Origin of the sequence: Synechococcus sp. BDU 130192 (assembly GCF_963876085.1) — a bacterium.
GTDB lineage: Bacteria > Cyanobacteriota > Cyanobacteriia > Cyanobacteriales > MRBY01 > MRBY01.
Window position 1 is genome coordinate 1 of record NZ_CAWNNO010000003.1, and the last position, 16,391, is coordinate 16,391.

Genomic DNA, 16,391 nt, shown 5'->3' on the forward strand with positions numbered 1-16,391 from the left:
GATGCCAATAATCCACCGTGGCAAAAGGGCATCTACGGCACTGGTACAAAAGAAGATCCTTTCCGCGATTATCCCGACGCGAAGAATCCACCATGGCAACAAAACATTACTGGAAGCGGTACGAGAAATGATCCCGTTCGCAATGTGAACATCCCACCTGGACAGAATTTTCCAGCTTCACCGGGCCAAGGGCCAGGCGTACCGAAGCAACCTGGGATGCCAAATGCACCTTTTTATAATCCTAATAGTTGGGTTCCTGTAAATCCGGATGCACCTTTTGACCCACGGGTAAATCAATGGATTGGGTCGCGGGAAGTATATTCCAATGATTGGGAAGTAACGCCCGATGGAAAATTTGTCACCCTTAAAGATAATCCGCTATTTGTCATTCCGATTTCTCAAATTACGGGAGATTCTGGGGATGACTGGGCGACGATTTTTAGTACCCCAGTTCCAAGCGCAGATCATGATCAATATGTTGAAGGTATTGTTGATACGGCTTTGATCATTGATAGTCTTGAGGCGTTAACGGGTGATTCTGAGATCCGCCCATTGACAAGATCGGGCTGGAACCAGCTTTCTGATGCGGACAAACAGCAAACCCTACAATACATTGCGAATTTATGTGGCCATAAATTGGGAGTAGGGCCGGTACAGGTCGATTTCGGTTCTGGCCTAAAGGATGCTAATGGCAATATGGTTCATGCCCACTTCGATCCAAATACAGGGCGAGTTGTGTTTAACACTGACTCATACATGTATAAAAATCCTCAACAGGCGATCGCCACCATCGGCCACGAAGTGAAGCACGCTCAACAATGGGATCCGAATAACCCCATGGAAAACCCCACGGCCCGCCACGCCGCGACGACGAATGCCCAAAAATATACAGGCTCAGACACCGATCCAGTGATTTATGCGGGTCAATATAACGAAAATGATGCTGAATCCTTTGGTAACCGTTTGGGCAATGCCCTGAGTAAAGAAGCCTACAAGAAAGAGTTAGCCAGCATTAAAGATGTCTGGGATCAACTGAAGGGAGGCGCAGAACAGGCACCAAAAAATCAACCACCAAAATCCTGGGTACGGGAGAAAACGCTCATGGATTTTGTCAGTAAGGCAAATCCCCAGCAACGGCAGCAAATTTATAACCTTGTTAAATCCGGTGCTTTAAAAGTTAAAGATGATTGGGGGCGAGAGGTATGGTAACGCCACAAGAACATCCGTTATTACCCTTAGCAACGGCGATCGCCAATTTAGGCTATCAACCAACGTCGTTACTCTGGAATGCAACCCAACGCATGGCCCAGGTACCGGGTTTAGCCCAGGATCTCTTGGCCTATGTAAAAGCAGGTTCACCGCCTCCAGATTTTTCCCAGCAACAACCCGCCATCTTATTTAAGCCTTTACCAGGTGGCTATAGTGTTGCAACTTTAATTCGGGATTATCAGTTTCAGGCCATTGGTGCTTTTTTGATCGCTGTAGAACTCAGTCTGCGGCCCGACCAAGGGAAAGCTTTGTTAAATTATTTTCTGCACCGGGGTTATTGGCGTACAAATACCGATGGTTCAAGGGATCTGATCTTTCCCCCGCTCACAGAACAACTGCCCCAATGTCCCCAATGCCGTAGCCGCTGGTTTGAAGATCTGCCCCGATGCCCAAACTGTGGCCTTGTGCGTCGTCATGTCACCGTTGAGGATGGCCCCTTACCCTTGGAGGAATTGGCGACAATGACGCAAACTCAATCTGTTGATCAAAAAGTTCCAGCGGCGATCGCCCCTAACCATCCCATTCCCCCGACGAGCGTGAATCGACGCTGTGCCCAATGTCATCATCTTTTATCCCAAAACAGTCATTTTTGTCCCCATTGTGGTGCCGTTGTTGCGGTGGCTGCTGCACCTATTGAGCATCCTTCAGCTTGTCCGAAATGTGGCCATCTAGCCCGCCCTGGTGCAAAATTCTGTAGTCATTGCGGTCTGAATTTAAACTAACTCTCGTCTCTACACATCCCTGGGACTCATCTCCTAACGATAGAGGGTAAAAATCCTCTCATCTATCATTCATTACAATTCATTATTACTTCTTAAGTACTGTCGTATTGTTAAAGATGGAGTCTCTATTTTTTTAGACGACTCTTAAGTAAAGAAAATCTGGAGAAAAATTATTGTGGATACCGCAGTTCGTAAGGTGACAGGTCAATGCCGTTGTGGACAGGTGAAATTTGAGGTTACGTCAGAACCATTGATTACAATGGCTTGTCATTGTGTGGGGTGTCAGAAAATGACTGCAAGTGCGTTTAGCCTGAGTGCATTATTTCCGAGCGCTACCTTTTCAGTCACCTCTGGTGTACCTGTTATTGGTGGACTGCATGGGAACACGCGTCATTACTTTTGCGGATATTGCATGAGTTGGCTATTTACACGGCCTGAAGGTTTGGATGATTTTGTCAATGTCCGCTCCACGATGCTAGATCACCCTCAAAACTACAAGCCATTTATGGAAACCTATACGGATGAGAAGCTAGAGTGGGCTACGACAGGTGCAAAGCGTAGTTTTAAAAAGCTCCCACTTCCAGAGGAATACCCAGCGTTAATCCAGGAATACGCCAACAAATAGCAGCGGCTACAAAATTGAGAAATGTACAGTGCAACACATAAATTCCACCATACTTAATCGATATTCAAAGTGTCAGACATATTAGATACAAAGATCTCTGAGAAGATAGCGAGGAAGTGATTTACCGATGAGGCGATCGCCATGTTGCATCACGAAAGTCTGCGGTAATATCCTGATAAGCCTGGTTTGTTGTGTGGCAGGTGCGGCGTACCCTCTAGTTCAACCATAAAAACCAAAAAGTAAAGCCCACGGAGAGGAAATATGTCATGGCAGACCAAACATTTAAGACGTCGCCACAAATCTACGCGCGGGCAGTAGGGGTGTTGTATCTGATCATCATCGTTCTCGGACTTTTTAGCGAAATATTTGTGCGATCGCCACTTATTGCTCCAGGAGATGCAGCGACAACTGCCAGCAACATCATGGCAGCAGAGCCGCTTTTCCGGGTTGGATTTCTAGCCGACTCAATCATGTGCCTGAGTGATGTGGCCGTGGCTGTATTACTGTTCGTACTTCTGCGGCCAGTTAATAAAATACTTGCTCTGATTGCCCTATGTTTCCGCGTGACCCAGACAGCAGTAATTGCCCTTAGTCTCCTCAACTATTACGCAGCCATACTTCTTTTGAAAGGTTCAAATTATACTGCGGCATTCGATATCGCTCAACTCAATTCACTTTCATCACTATTTCTTGATCTTCATAGCTATGGGTATGATCTCGGCCTGATTTTGTTTGGGGTTCATTGTCTCGTTCTCGGTTACTTAATTGCCAAGTCGCTATATATGCCCAGGGTGCTTGGATACTTAGTCATGGCTGCGGGTGTCACTTATTTGATCGGGAGTTATACACGGTTTTTGTTTCCGGACTTCGTCGAAGCTATCGCGCCGATTTATCTGGTGACGATTATTTCAGAACTCTCCCTATGTCTGTGGTTGCTGATTAAGGGAGTGAATCCAGAACAGTGGCAAGAAAAAGCAGAAAGTGTTGGTTTGCTATAAAAAAATATATTTTTTGAATGGGACAGATTACTTCATTGTTCGTTAGAAAAGTTGTCGGAGTCGTTGAAGATGCCCTCGACAAAGATGACCTCTTGAAATCGCTCGGTATTGATCCAGATAGCGCCGCTGATCCCTCCCAGATGGTTTCTGATACGGATTACTATTCCTTTCTAGAAAAGATTGCCATAGCCGAAAGTAATGGTACAACTTTGCCACTGCGAGCGGGGACAGCAATGCGTTGTGATGATTATGGTGCTTTTGGCCTGGCCTGGAAGTCAGCCACAAATCTGGGCGGCTCCTATGAACGGGCAGAACGTTATGCTCGTGTGCTGACGAGCGTTTCGACCTATACAGTTGAGCGAGTAGACCAAGGCGCATTTATACACTTACACCGAATGGGCGATCGCCGTCTGGGGATGCGACTTTCCAATGAAGCGACAATTGCCAGTATTGTCTCAATTAGCCGGCAAGTCTCTACCAAGCCCTTCACACCGCTAGCCGTTTACTTCAAGCACCAAGCCCCTAAACGCATCAGAGAACATCAAGCCTATTTTGGCTGTCCAATGCACTTCGATGCAGACCGAGACGCATTATTAGTTTCCAATGAGTCGTTGCGAACCCCCAACCAGCTTGGCGACAAAAGTATTTCCCAATTTTTTGATACCCATCTTGAGACTGAACTCTCTAAACTAGCAGACCCCCATTCCCTCGAACACCAGGTGCGTATTTACGTTTCTCGATGCCTGAGTGAAGGTGTGCCAACGATCTCTGATGTTGCCGAGCACTTCACCATAAGCGGACGCACCTTACAGCGCCGACTCTCAGAGCTAGGTTACTCCTACCAAACGCTGGTGGATGAGTCACGGCGTCAGTTGGCAGAACGGCTTTTACATCAGACTGATTATTCTCTAGCAGAAATCGCTTTCATGACGGGCTTTTCTGAGCAAAGTGCTTTTACACGAGCTTTTAAGCGCTGGGCTGGACAGACACCACGTTCTTTCCGTCTCAATTTCCAGACCAAACCAAATTAAGCCGAACTTGGCGCACTCAGTCAAAATTTCGGCAGCAACTGTCAAGAAATTCCCTAGTTGGACTTTTTATAGTGGGCTTACAGTTCACCCAACAAAGGGAAGCAAACCATGAACACTATTCAACATCAAGCTTATAATTCAAACGGATTAACCCTTGTCCTTGGTGGCACCGGCAAGACAGGACGACGGATTGTTACTGCGCTAGAAGCAAAGGGCATACCGACCCGGATCGGTTCACGCTCAGCCACACCAGCCTTCGATTGGCACCATGAAACTAGCTGGGATGCCTGTCTTAAAAATGTGGCAGCAGTTTACATCAACTATGCGCCAGATCTAGCCATGCCGGGAGCGACGGATGCTATTCAGGCTTTTGTTGATCGCGCTAAAGGTCATGGTGTTAAACGCTTGGTACTCCTGTCGGGTCGAGGCGAAATCGAAGCCCAAGCCTGTGAACAGATTGTGCAAGAGAGTGGTCTTGATTGGACAATCATCCGAGCCAGTTGGTTTAATCAAAATTTCTCAGAGGGTGCGTTCCTCGAAATGGTCACGGCTGGACAAATCACTCTCCCAGCGGGTGATATTTCTGAGCCTTTTGTAGATGTCGATGATATTGCCGAGGTTGCTGTCGCTGCCCTGACAGAAACGGGGCATACCGGAGAAATTTACGAAGTCACTGGCCCTCGCTTAATGACCTTTGCTGATATTGCGGCTGAGTTGTCAAATGCCAGCGGCTGTGAGATTACCTATGTGCCAGTTCCCCACGATGCTTTTGTGGCTGGTATCAAAGAATCTGGCGCCCCCAAAGAAGTGGTTTGGATGCTGGACTATCTTTTTAACACTGTGCTTGATGGCCGCAATGCCTATCTCACCGATGGCATTCAGCGTGCCTTAGGACGTTCACCCAAGGATTTTGCTGATTATGCTAGCGAGATTGCTACCACTGGCCTATGGCAACCAGTAACCCTGTAGAAAAACACGAGAAGTTTGAGGCAGGACGCAGAAGTTAGAAATTGTTACCAATATTTTTGTGCGTCCTGTTTAAACCGATAAAACTGGTCGGCCGCTAACCCTAGGGAATACATCATCAGGCTGTTGCTCGAAACCCCGACCACTGTACCCACCAGGGGAATCATTTCGAGAAAACTTAGGCCTGTTTTGAGACCATTGCCGCCGAGGGACAAGCCAAAAATTGCCAGAATTTCTGCCCGGCGACGGGGATCCTGGAGATTCAGCCCATGGAGGCCAGAAATTTGATAAACCATCTCCGCCTGGAGTCTTGTCATACTTGCCAACTCCCAGCCAAATAATGCCAGGGCCAAAGGGGGTAAAAGATTGGCCACAAACCCTAATTTGGCAGCTTCTAGACTTTTTGCTTGGATAACTCGCTGGGTTAGTTGGGTTGAATTTTCGTTGGGATAAGCCTGTTTTAACCGCTGAATCTCAGCCTGAACCATTGCCACATCCACATCTCCGACAATTGCTGCTAGCCAACCAAAGCCAAAGATTTTCTGAATTGTTTTAAAAATAGGATTGTTGGCGATCGCCGCCAGATTTTGCCCTGTATTAGCAGTGAAAGTTTCAATGAAATCGTGAAGATCTTTTTGGCGGGCTTTGGAATCGAAGGGATTAGTCGGCATAAACTCCCAAATCACTTACAGGCTAATAGTCGTTTCTTTACCGTAACAAGTTGCTCCCCAATCAACCTCTGTAAAGAGAAGCAGTTTGATGCTGATTACCTATGCATAGAATGCTAGAAAAAATTGTCTGGAGGTCGTGAAAGAGCTTTGATGGGGCTAGGAGCAAGCTTGACGTAGGCCAGTCTTCAAGCCATGGTGGGGAAAATAGTTATTGTTCACAGTATCCTTTAGGATATGGGTAGCTTCCCTAAAATGCTTTCTCCTGTTTTTGCTGGACTTTCCATGTAGAAAGCTTTTTAGAGCTTGTGTTTGTCAAGCGGCTTAAGTTGACAATGCCGTTTAGCCCCATCCATATTTTGGATTGCTGAAAGTCAGTATATTTTTACCATTACTAACACTCATCAACTTTTTTAAAATGCCTTTAAAAACTAGCTCTACCGCTGTTACAACGCCAGCAGACAAAGCAGGGCTAGGTATGTTCGGTGGGGTCTTTACCCCTTCGCTGCTGACTATTTTGGGGGTGATTATGTACCTCCGCTTTGGTTGGGTGGTTGGCAATGTCGGCCTTTTTGGCACATGGCTGATTGTCACGATGGCTGTGAGCATTACCTTTCTGACGACATTATCAATTTGTGCGATCGCCACTGATCGGGTCGTGCGAACTGGTGGCGCTTATTTTATGATTAGCCGCTCCCTAGGCATCGAGACCGGAGGAGCCGTAGGGATTCCCCTCTACTTTGCCCAGGCTTTGTCAGTTGCACTCTATACCATTGGATTTGCCGAAAGCGTTGTCAATGCCTTTGGCCGCTTCAACCAGACTTACATTGCCCTAATTGTCACCATTCTTGTGGCAGTATTAGCAATTACCTCAGCCGAAATTGCCATCAAAGCCCAGTACTTCATCATGGCGATCATCGCCTTATCGCTTGTTTCCCTAGCTTTCGGTTCACCACTAGAAGCAACTCAGCTAGAACCCTGGGGTACGGATAGTGGCGAATCTTTCTGGACAGTTTTTGCCGTCTTTTTCCCAGCCGTGACCGGAATTATGGCCGGGGTTAATATGTCCGGCGATCTTAAAGAACCGACAAAGGCAATTCCTACAGGTACATTGGCAGCTGTCGGCGTTGGTTACTTGATCTATATGGCTCTGCCTTTTTTTCTTGCCACTCGAGCCGATGCCAGTACGTTAGTTGAAAATCCCCTAATTATGCAGCAGATCGCCTTTTGGGGGCCATCAATTCTGTTAGGCATTTGGGGAGCGACATTATCGAGTGCTATCGGTAGCATTTTAGGTGCCCCCCGGATTTTGCAAGCCTTGGCAAGGGACCGCGTCTTACCGCGATGGCTAAGCTTCCTAGGCAAAGGCAGTGGTCCTAATAACGAACCACGCATCGGCACGGCGATCACCTTAGGGATCGTCACAGTAGCGGTCATGGTGGGTGATTTAAACTTAATCGCACCAGTGCTGAGTATGTTTTTTCTCACAACCTACCTAGTACTCAACATTGCCGCTGGCGTTGAAGGATTTCTTGATAGTCCCTCTTTTCGCCCTTTATTTGCAGTACATTGGTCTTTCTCATTGCTTGGGGCTCTCGGATGTTTAGCGGTTATGTTTTTAATTAATCCAGTGGCGACCATCGTTGCTGGGTTAATTGTTGCGATGATCTTTTTGTGGATTCAGCGACGGGAGTTAAAGAGTACTTGGGGAGATGCCCGCCGCGGTATTTGGATGATGCTGTTGAGAACAAGCTTATTTCAACTGGGTCATCACCCCGATCCGAGAACATGGCGGCCCCATATGTTAGTCCTTTCCGGTGCACCAACGCGGCGTTGGGGATTAATCGAATTAGCAGATGGATTAAATCGCAATCGGGGCCTGTTTACCATTGCAAGTATTTTGCCGATGGATTCTCGCAGTATCCGCCAACAGCAGCAAATGGAAAAGAGCATTAATGATTATCTGCAAGAGCGAAATATACAGGCATTGGTCAGGGTCTTGACCGCCCAAGATCCATTTGTGGGCGTTGAGCGGCTTGTTGAAATTTATGGCCTTGGCCCCATCGTGCCTGATACAGTCCTCCTTGGTAATAATGAAACCCCCGAAAATCGCAGTAGCTATTGTCAGCTTATCCATGCACTGCATCGCGCTGAGCGTAATGTGATTATCTATCGAGAGAAATCTCAGCCCGAAAGTAAGCAGCATCATCAAATTGATGTTTGGTGGGGAGGTTTGCACGCTAATGGTGCACTCATGATGATCTTGGCAGAGCTACTACGGGATAGTATGGAATGGCGTAGCGCTCAAATTTATTTGAAGCTAGTGGTGCCGGATCAATCAGCCGCAGCAACTGCCAAACAAAATATTAATGTCCTGGTGCAAACGCTTCGCATTGATGCAGAGATTTGTATCTTGGTGGCAGAAGGTCGATCATTTGATGAGATTTTGTCTGAGTCTTCGCGTAATGCAGATCAAGTCATCCTCGGTATCGCAGAACCGAACGAGAATTTTTGTGATTACTATGCCTCCATTGAAGAGAGAATCCATGATCTACCATCTACAATGTTGGTTCTTGCTGCACCAAGCTTCGCCTTTGCTGAAGTCCTAAAAAAGTAGTACTTATTTTTTTCGATCCAACTTCAAATCCTGCTGTATCAAAAAATCTGCACTTCATGACTCTGTAATGGGCATTAGGTCGTTCACAATAAGGGTGTTCCGCAGCTCTCGCTACCCATGGATATTATTTTAGCTCTTTGTATTGGCGTTACTCTCAGTGCTGCTGCTGGCTTTCGTATTTTCATTCCCCCGCTAATACTCAGTGGGATGGCGATCTTCGGCGATCTATCCCTCGGTGAAGATTTTGTCTGGTTGGGAACTTACCCAGCCTTTTTTGCTTTTGGAATAGCGACGATCGTTGAAATACTTGCTTACTACATTCCTGTTGTTGACAATTTATTAGATGGGATTGAGATTCCTTTGGCGATCGCTGTTGGTACTCTTTTAACTTCTGCCAGCCTGGGGCAGCTAACTGAACTGGAACCGTTACTCCAATGGACTTTAGCAATTCTTGCAGGTGGAAGTACTGCCGGTACCATTGAAACTTTTACGGCGGTAACGCGAGGCGCTTCAACTACGGCTACTGGCGGCATTGCTAATCCAGTGGTGTCAACGGTCGAGGCTCTTAGTGCTGGAGTTTTATCTTTACTGGCACTATTTGTGCCGTTCCTGGCAATAGCAATTGTTGTTGGGGTTCTGGGAGTTGCGCTACAGCGACTATTTCGTGTTTTTGTTCGAAAATCTAGATCTTAGTGATCTCAGAGCAATTGATTATGAGATTGCTGAGGAAAACAATCTTGCAATTTTTGACCAGACAATATTTCTGATAATGTGCCCAAGCTGTTAAATGACCTGACTGCCATTGGTCATCAAGGCCCAGTCTTTGAAAAGGTTGCAGTGAATCCTTACGGAGCCTGTTTTGGCAGGAGCAACTATTTATTGTAGGTTTGGCGGTCTCTTCGTGTTTTCTTTTTATTTATGCTTGCGAAATTTGTATACTTGCCAGATTGTCAAGTCATAGCGCAAGAAAATTAACATTACGTTACAATACAATCAAGGTGATAGCGTCAGTGCCCCATAAAAAATCGAGGATAACAATCTTCGCCGCGAAGACTAAAACTTACTCAATATTCACGGCGATCGCCTTTACTGATAGCTACTGGTTTACGTACTCATGTTTCCTAACCTCCTCAATGCAACCCAAGAATACTGGCGCAAGCTAGACGCCCTGGAAGCAAGGTATCAACAGGGTGAAATTTCATTACAAGAAGTTAATGCAGAGGTGACCAGACTAATACGAGAATTAGGAAATGAGCGACGCCGCAGCCTACACAATTTCAAGAATATGCTGCAGGGGTGGTTTAGTCAGCAAAAGGAATTTGTTTACGGGTTAATCCTGTTGGCAGTTGTAACCTATGGCTGGGTCATTTCAACGACACAGTTCTCTTAGCTCGACTTTATCCATTGAAAGAAGTGAGGAAACGGTAGCAAGATCAGAGTAGAAGATTCGCAGAGGTTCTGAGGCAATGCTACCGGGGGCGAGGGAGCCAAATTCTGGTTATCAGTGCTCAATGAAATCTACCATCGCGGGGTAGAGAACATTTGGGTAGTACTAAAGGGGTAATGATGAATTTTAGTGATGGATAAAATTCCACAGCAGTTCAATGTGATTAAATACACACCTGGAGAAAACTAAGTGGCTATGTCCACATTTTTGATGGTGTATTGAGATAGAGACCGCAACAAACCCATCATTACCTTTTAGGTTTCACCTAATTGCGTAAGCAAAAAGCACTAGCACAACAAAAGCCAGATGTTACTTAAGAACAAGGAATAAAGCCAAACTCAATACGGTAAATGACATCCTCTAAAGTCACATCCACCGTATCAATGCCCATAGAAGTAACTTCATCACCGGAACGGGGTCCCCAAGCACTAATGTTAGTGTTAATACCAAAGTTTGTTGTAACCGGTCGAGTGCAAGCATTAACCGCTGAAAGGGCAATATCGACATTACGTTCAAAATCGCTTTGAAAGCCTGGGCCAAAGTTGCTACGGTCAACCCACCCGCCACTTGCACCGAAACTCGCAAAGGTATTCAACGTACTACGTGCCCCTGATACATTAGGAATATTGGCATAACCTAAATAGCGGAGATTCACTGGTTGTACTGTGTAACCGCTAGGAACATCGAGCTTCATACGAATGTTGCAAGAAGCCCGTTTAAATTCCCGTCGGGCCGCTTCGGTATACATTTCACTAAAAATAATTGAAACCGAATTCCCATTCACAATCCCAAAAGCACTGCCAGGAGGACAGCCACTACCATTTACAATGACTGGTACACGTTTAAAGGCAAACCCTTCTTCTGCCTTGACGGCTTGAACATTCGCAGTGACTATACCCGAAGCAGCCAATAGACCTAAAAAAGCGTGTTCTAACTTCATTTCAATTACCTCATTAATGATGCAGTTTCCAATTCGTTTTTCTAGATTTAAAGTTCTAGATTTCAAGAAAGTCAAAAGTTCGCCAAAAGATTTGACGCAGCTATTTATTAACTGGTGATGGTGTATTAATGCTTTCTTTTTTGAAGAGGTATTGCAGATTGTGTTAGGGTATTTGACTAGATTGGTTATCAATTGTTTCCAATTTTTGGATTTATTTTACGGGAACAAAATTCAAGATTTTTAGTCGATCCAGACGCTGTTTTCAGAATCGCTCAAAATTAATATTTTTTTGCATCTAAATCCCAACTATATACCTCTCTTTTTTTCAGAGATATTAATAAGCCAATTAAGAATCTCCTGATACCTGAGTTTTAATTAATTGGCCAATATTTCAGCAAGCTCTAGGAATAGCACTAATTCGGAAGGAATATATCCATTGAATCTGAGAGGATACCTAAACAGCATCAAATACTATTGAGTCACTACCCTAAATCTCTTCATGTGGGGGACGAGACTGCATTGACTTAGCATTTAGGAGATTTTCCTAGCCTGGGGGAGCAAGGGGGGCTTTGCCAGCATTATTCCAAACCAACCCTAAGAAGAGTGAATAACTCTCCACAAAATAAGTCGACATCCAAATGCTTGAACCGTAGTGTAGAATATTCGAGAATGATTATCATTTTTTATTATGTCGATACCCCCACCTCGCCCAGAGTCTCCTTTAGCCACTGTTGTAAATATTTCTACTAAAGCCACAACCCCTGCTAAAACCACTGATGCTACGACTCCTGCTGAAGTAGCAATATATCGGCCCCGGCGACTACGACGGACTACTGCTTTACGCCGCATGGTGCGTGAAACGGCTTTGACGGTGAATGATTTTATTTATCCTCTATTTGTCATGGAGGGTGAAGGACAAAAAGCGGAAATCCCTTCGATGCCTGGCTGTTTTCGTTATTCTTTGGATTTGCTATTAGCTGAAGTGGCAACAGCTTATGACCTCGGCATTGGGGCGATCGCCCTTTTTCCGCTGATCCCTGATTACCAAAAAGACAATGCGGGTACCGAAAGCTATAATCCTGCCGGGTTAATTCCCAGGGCTATACGGGCGGTTAAAGAAGCCCTGCCCAATATGGTCGTTATCACAGATGTAGCCCTCGATCCTTATAGCAGTGAAGGTCACGACGGTATTGTCGAAGACGGAGAAATCCTCAATGACGAAACAGTCGCTGTCCTGGTCAAACAAGCCCTCATGCACGCAGAAGCAGGGGCTGATTTTGTGGCACCATCAGACATGATGGATGGTCGCGTAGGAGCGATTCGCCGCGCCCTCGATGCCGCAGGCTGGATTAATGTAGGGATTCTCGCCTATTCCGCTAAATATGCATCCGCTTACTATGGGCCATTTCGAGATGCCTTGGATTCGGCCCCTCAGTTTGGTGACAAAAAAACCTACCAAATGGACCCGGCCAATGGTCAAGAAGCCCTCAAAGAAGTGGAATTAGACATTCTCGAAGGGGCTGACATCGTGATGGTTAAACCGGCCTTAGCCTATTTGGATATTATCTATCGCATCAAACAACGGACAAATTTACCCGTCGCCGCCTACAACGTCAGTGGGGAATATGCCATGGTCAAAGCAGCGGCCAAACGGGGTTGGCTGGATGAACAAACCGTCATGCTAGAAACCTTGACCAGCATGAAACGGGCCGGGGCTGACTTGATTTTGACCTATTTCGCTAAGGAAGCGGCTATAGCTTTACAGCAAATGTAATTCGCTGATCTTCCCTACATCTAAAACCAGTCAGTCATCCTTCGGCGCGTTGCCGCATAAAACTTGCAGGGCGATCGCCCTCCGACAACCAACAAACCACTAATTGATAAAACTTGATCCCATGAATTTACCCATTTCCTTGACTGATATTCGCCAACAAACCATTAATACTGAAATCAAACCACCAGTTTCAGAAGCCGAAATGCAGGCAGCCGTGCGCACTTTATTACTCGGCTTAGGCGAAGATCCAGATCGTGAAGGGTTACGCGATACGCCGAAACGATTGGTCAAAGCCCTTAAATTTTTGACATCTGGCTACCATCAATCCCTTGATGAACTCCTCAATGGGGCCGTGTTCCATGAAAATACCAATGAAATGGTCTTAGTGCGAGATATTGATCTGTTTAGCTCTTGCGAACACCATATTTTGCCGATTTTAGGCCGCGCCCATGTGGCCTACATTCCAAATGGTAAGGTGATCGGCCTCTCTAAAATTGCCCGTATTTGTGAAATGTATGCCCGGCGTTTGCAAGTACAAGAACGCTTAACCCAACAAATTGCCGATGCCCTTCATGGATTATTACAACCCCAGGGAGTCGCTGTTGTGGTTGAGGCAACCCACATGTGCATGGTGATGCGTGGGGTCGAGAAACCAGGCTCTTGGACAGTAACCAGTTCAATGCAGGGCATATTTGCTGACAATGACGCCACTCGCCAAGAATTCATGGAGTTAATTCGCCATCGTCCTTCGTTCCACTAGAAAATATTGATTCCCCTGAGAATCTAAAAAAATCCCCCTAAATCGTCAAAATAAGGAAATTAAGGGGGAAATTTTGCTATTAGAGGGCAAAAAATCAACCAAATCCCGCTCTACCATAACGCACTGTCCGAAAGGTCACTTGGTCTGTATTGGGATTGTAGAGGGTGTAGGTGGCTTGCTTGGGGACTCGGCCCACACTGCCAACACCAACAATCAAACGGGCGGCAGTACCAACAGAGTCGCCAATAGTATAGTTCTGACTGATCGCAGTCTGGTCAAGGGTAGTGACTGTAGCCGCCAATTTTCCGGTGCTCACCTGATATTGGAAGGTTTGGCCCGATCGCCCGCAAAAAAGACGATTACTCCCCGTGCGGGACAGACGATCTAATAAAACCAAAGGAGAAATGTCCGGTGTGAGGGCTTCAAACACCGTCAGGCTACTGGCATGGAGCAAAAGACAGTCTAATTCTGCAAAGCCGAAGTGGAGTTGTCTAAACCATTGCACCGTTTCTAAGGGAACATGATCCCACAGTTGCTTGAGCATGGCACCACCTTTTTCTGCGAGAAAAGGATTTTCTTCGGGTTCTGCCGCTAAACCCCGCACAATGAGACATTGTTCTTCCCAAGCGCCCTTACAGACCTGGGGGATCAGTTCGCCTGGTTTCGGGTGACGGATGCGCTCTACAACGGCATTACCTGCCGAGGTTCCGTCAATTAGATCGCCTAGAATATATAGCTCTGTGACCTTGGGGGTTTGTCGCCGAATATCTTGGAGTACCGCTTCATAGGCCGCTAAATTCCCTTCGATACCGCTTAAAATTGCCCACTGCATCATCGTTATACTCCCCGTTCGCAAAGGTGGCTTGGATCGTCGGCCCGTTCGGCGAATTCCATCCCCTGAGCTAAGCGCCAGGCAAAAATCGGCGGTAATCCTTTTTCGATAATCGCCCCACAGGTTTTGTGATAGTCATATTCCACTTCCCGTAATGTCACCTGATCGCCATCGTAAATGACATAAGTTGCATTGGGGCGGCCATGGCGCGGCTCACCGACAGACCCAGCATTAACAATCCGTTTAACGGGGGCGGTAAATTCCTGCTCTGGGGCGATCGCCTTCCCGGAATTGGTGCGGACAGAAAATTTCAGAGAATGCTGATCGAGGGTGCGCACATAGGGCACATGGGTATGGCCACAAAACAGAATATCTGCCCCCGTACTCAAAACCCGCTCTAGGGCGAGGAAACCATCTAGTTCTGGCAGTAAATATTCATGCTGACTTTGGGGACTGCCGTGGGTAAAAGCCAGTTGATCCTGCTTGAGTACTTTTGGTAACTGGGCTAGATAGGTGCGGGTTTCGGGGTGAATTTCTTGGTCTGTCCATTGGTGGGCAACTTTACCCCGTTTTTCTGCGAGCAATGATGGATAACTGCATTCGCAGGCATTTAAGCCATCGACAATATCTTCATCCCAGCAGCCTTGGACAGTGGGAATATCCAGCGATCGCACGAGGGTCACCACTTCATTGGGGTAGGGGCCATAGCCGACCAAATCCCCTAAACAATAAATCTGGTCTACATTTTGGGCATCAATGTCCTTGAGCACCGTAGTCAGGGCTTCATAATTCCCGTGAATACAGGAAATAACGGCAATTTTCATGATTTTGAGAAGGTTTTATTAATTTTGTTAGACGTTTTAGCAGGCTAAATAAATTAGGCGTTTAATTTTAGGTATAGGCATACTGTTGTTTTGAGTCAGGTTGCTGCCGTTGTCGCCGTATTTGCCCTTGGTAATAAGCCAGTAATTCATCATTGAGACAGCAATCTGGGATGGTAGCAGCCATTTGTCGCCCATCGAGTTGAGTGCCGATCACTTCTAGGCCACTAAAGCGTTCGGGTCTACCTTCCAGCCAAAGCTCACAGGGAAGCTCGCGATAAAGACTATCTGCCATCCCTGCCACATAGTCGAGATAAAAAGCTCTGCCATCAATGATTTCGACAATGCCCTTGGCCCGCTGGATCTGGCCATAGGCCCCGGCGGTGAGTTCATCCCAAAAAATATTGAGGCTCGCCGGATCAAAGACCTGACCCCTCAGGGGCGATCGCCACACCTGAATTTCATTCGTCGGCAGCGGTAGGGGTACTTCAATCAATTGATCGGCCCAATCATGCCAAGGGGAACTGGCGATCTGCTCGGAGACAAAGGCCAATCGCTGACAGGGAAAACCAGCCTCTTCCAATGCTTTTAGCAATTCTTCCCCAGACGCTAAGGCCACATAAAAACCAAGCTCTAAGATGGCGATCGCCCCCTGTTCTACAGCGCGGATCAGTTCAATTTCCTGCCCTTCTTCTAAAAACTGCCAATGGGGAAATTCAAGGGCGAGACAATGGCGATCAATGGCACAGTCCACCGTCCGCGGTGCGAAATAGGTAACAGGCACCGTTTTCCCCTGGAATTGCTGCCGCAGCCATTGGGTTTTTCCGGAGCCCGCCAGACCGGCGATCGCCACGATAGCTGTTGTTGTCCAATCGATCATTATGTTTTCTTCCTGCTAGCGGACAAGCCAGCGCTTGGTTC

General features: G+C 46.6%; 16 protein-coding genes. 11 read left to right on the forward strand and 5 right to left on the reverse strand.

The window, feature by feature from the left end:
* The 6 genes from AACT35_RS01230 to AACT35_RS01255 form a co-directional block, all read left to right on the forward strand.
* The coding region (locus AACT35_RS01230) for a hypothetical protein (protein ID WP_445267892.1) at positions 1-1,209 on the forward strand (1,209 nt) is incomplete at its 5' end.
* Positions 1,203-1,991 (forward strand): zinc ribbon domain-containing protein, encoded by a 789-nt coding sequence (locus AACT35_RS01235; protein ID WP_099238256.1) that lies wholly within the window; start codon positions 1,203-1,205, stop codon positions 1,989-1,991. The genes AACT35_RS01230 and AACT35_RS01235, both read left to right, overlap by 7 nt.
* Positions 1,992-2,166: 175 nt before the next feature.
* Positions 2,167-2,616: a GFA family protein gene (locus tag AACT35_RS01240; protein WP_099238258.1), complete on the forward strand. Its 450-nt coding sequence runs from the start codon at positions 2,167-2,169 to the stop codon at positions 2,614-2,616.
* Positions 2,617-2,882: 266 nt separating this feature from the next.
* Complete coding sequence (locus tag AACT35_RS01245) at positions 2,883-3,614, forward strand: DUF4386 domain-containing protein (RefSeq protein ID WP_099238260.1); 732 nt, start codon at positions 2,883-2,885, stop codon at positions 3,612-3,614.
* A 17-nt stretch (positions 3,615-3,631) separates the two neighbouring features.
* Positions 3,632-4,645, forward strand: coding sequence for an AraC family transcriptional regulator (locus AACT35_RS01250; protein WP_099238262.1), 1,014 nt, complete (start codon positions 3,632-3,634; stop codon positions 4,643-4,645).
* A 108-nt stretch (positions 4,646-4,753) separates the two neighbouring features.
* Complete coding sequence (locus AACT35_RS01255; RefSeq protein WP_099238264.1) at positions 4,754-5,614, forward strand: NAD(P)H-binding protein; 861 nt, start codon at positions 4,754-4,756, stop codon at positions 5,612-5,614.
* Positions 5,615-5,658: 44 nt separating this feature from the next.
* Here AACT35_RS01255 and AACT35_RS01260 read toward each other — a convergent pair whose 3' ends face one another.
* On the reverse strand, positions 5,659-6,282 hold the full coding sequence (locus AACT35_RS01260) for a hypothetical protein (protein WP_099238266.1): 624 nt from the start codon (positions 6,280-6,282) through the stop codon (positions 5,659-5,661).
* Between the two features lie 415 nt (positions 6,283-6,697).
* Here AACT35_RS01260 and AACT35_RS01265 point away from each other — a divergent pair, with 415 nt between their 5' ends.
* The 3 genes from AACT35_RS01265 (at position 6,698) to AACT35_RS01275 (ending at position 10,286) form a co-directional block, all read left to right on the forward strand.
* Positions 6,698-8,896, forward strand: a complete 2,199-nt coding sequence (locus AACT35_RS01265) for an amino acid permease (RefSeq protein ID WP_065711873.1) — start codon at positions 6,698-6,700, stop codon at positions 8,894-8,896.
* A 117-nt stretch (positions 8,897-9,013) separates the two neighbouring features.
* Positions 9,014-9,589, forward strand: a complete 576-nt coding sequence (locus AACT35_RS01270; protein WP_012305601.1) for a DUF4126 domain-containing protein — start codon at positions 9,014-9,016, stop codon at positions 9,587-9,589.
* Between the two features lie 421 nt (positions 9,590-10,010).
* Complete coding sequence (locus AACT35_RS01275; protein WP_099238268.1) at positions 10,011-10,286, forward strand: hypothetical protein; 276 nt, start codon at positions 10,011-10,013, stop codon at positions 10,284-10,286.
* Positions 10,287-10,656: 370 nt separating this feature from the next.
* Here the strand turns inward: AACT35_RS01275 and AACT35_RS01280 are convergent, their stop codons facing one another.
* Positions 10,657-11,283: a DUF4360 domain-containing protein gene (locus AACT35_RS01280; protein WP_012305603.1), complete on the reverse strand. Its 627-nt coding sequence runs from the start codon at positions 11,281-11,283 to the stop codon at positions 10,657-10,659.
* Between the two features lie 688 nt (positions 11,284-11,971).
* On the opposite strand from AACT35_RS01280, the gene hemB reads away from it, so the two are divergent.
* Positions 11,972-13,057 carry a porphobilinogen synthase gene (gene hemB / locus AACT35_RS01285; protein WP_254047961.1) on the forward strand — a complete coding sequence of 362 codons (1,086 nt, stop codon included), beginning with the start codon at positions 11,972-11,974 and terminating at the stop codon, positions 13,055-13,057.
* A 121-nt stretch (positions 13,058-13,178) separates the two neighbouring features.
* Complete coding sequence (folE, locus tag AACT35_RS01290; protein ID WP_099238270.1) at positions 13,179-13,817, forward strand: GTP cyclohydrolase I FolE; 639 nt, start codon at positions 13,179-13,181, stop codon at positions 13,815-13,817.
* Between the two features lie 94 nt (positions 13,818-13,911).
* On the opposite strand, the gene AACT35_RS01295 is transcribed toward folE, so the two are convergent.
* The 3 genes from AACT35_RS01295 to AACT35_RS01305 all read right to left on the reverse strand — a co-directional run bounded on the left by AACT35_RS01295 (position 13,912) and on the right by AACT35_RS01305 (position 16,350).
* Positions 13,912-14,652: a metallophosphatase gene (locus tag AACT35_RS01295; protein WP_099238272.1), complete on the reverse strand. Its 741-nt coding sequence runs from the start codon at positions 14,650-14,652 to the stop codon at positions 13,912-13,914.
* A 2-nt stretch (positions 14,653-14,654) separates the two neighbouring features.
* Positions 14,655-15,473: a metallophosphoesterase family protein gene (locus tag AACT35_RS01300; RefSeq protein ID WP_099238274.1), complete on the reverse strand. Its 819-nt coding sequence runs from the start codon at positions 15,471-15,473 to the stop codon at positions 14,655-14,657.
* 67 nt (positions 15,474-15,540) lie between these two features.
* Entirely contained in the window at positions 15,541-16,350 is an 810-nt protein-coding gene (locus AACT35_RS01305) for a GTP-binding protein (protein ID WP_216820513.1), read from the reverse strand.
* Between the last annotated feature and the right edge of the window lie 41 nt (positions 16,351-16,391).

Coding starts and splice junctions, on each gene's coding strand:
- AACT35_RS01235 (WP_099238256.1), top strand. CDS start 1,203: ATGGTAACGCCACAAGAACATCCGTTATTACCCTTAGCAACGGCGATC.
- AACT35_RS01245 (WP_099238260.1), top strand. CDS start 2,883: ATGGCAGACCAAACATTTAAGACGTCGCCACAAATCTACGCGCGGGCA.
- AACT35_RS01250 (WP_099238262.1), top strand. CDS start 3,632: ATGGGACAGATTACTTCATTGTTCGTTAGAAAAGTTGTCGGAGTCGTT.
- AACT35_RS01255 (WP_099238264.1), top strand. CDS start 4,754: ATGAACACTATTCAACATCAAGCTTATAATTCAAACGGATTAACCCTT.
- AACT35_RS01260 (WP_099238266.1), bottom strand. CDS start 6,282: ATGCCGACTAATCCCTTCGATTCCAAAGCCCGCCAAAAAGATCTTCAC.
- AACT35_RS01265 (WP_065711873.1), top strand. CDS start 6,698: ATGCCTTTAAAAACTAGCTCTACCGCTGTTACAACGCCAGCAGACAAA.
- AACT35_RS01270 (WP_012305601.1), top strand. CDS start 9,014: ATGGATATTATTTTAGCTCTTTGTATTGGCGTTACTCTCAGTGCTGCT.
- AACT35_RS01275 (WP_099238268.1), top strand. CDS start 10,011: ATGTTTCCTAACCTCCTCAATGCAACCCAAGAATACTGGCGCAAGCTA.
- AACT35_RS01280 (WP_012305603.1), bottom strand. CDS start 11,283: ATGAAGTTAGAACACGCTTTTTTAGGTCTATTGGCTGCTTCGGGTATA.
- hemB (WP_254047961.1), top strand. CDS start 11,972: ATGTCGATACCCCCACCTCGCCCAGAGTCTCCTTTAGCCACTGTTGTA.
- folE (WP_099238270.1), top strand. CDS start 13,179: ATGAATTTACCCATTTCCTTGACTGATATTCGCCAACAAACCATTAAT.
- AACT35_RS01295 (WP_099238272.1), bottom strand. CDS start 14,652: ATGATGCAGTGGGCAATTTTAAGCGGTATCGAAGGGAATTTAGCGGCC.
- AACT35_RS01300 (WP_099238274.1), bottom strand. CDS start 15,473: ATGAAAATTGCCGTTATTTCCTGTATTCACGGGAATTATGAAGCCCTG.
- AACT35_RS01305 (WP_216820513.1), bottom strand. CDS start 16,350: ATGATCGATTGGACAACAACAGCTATCGTGGCGATCGCCGGTCTGGCG.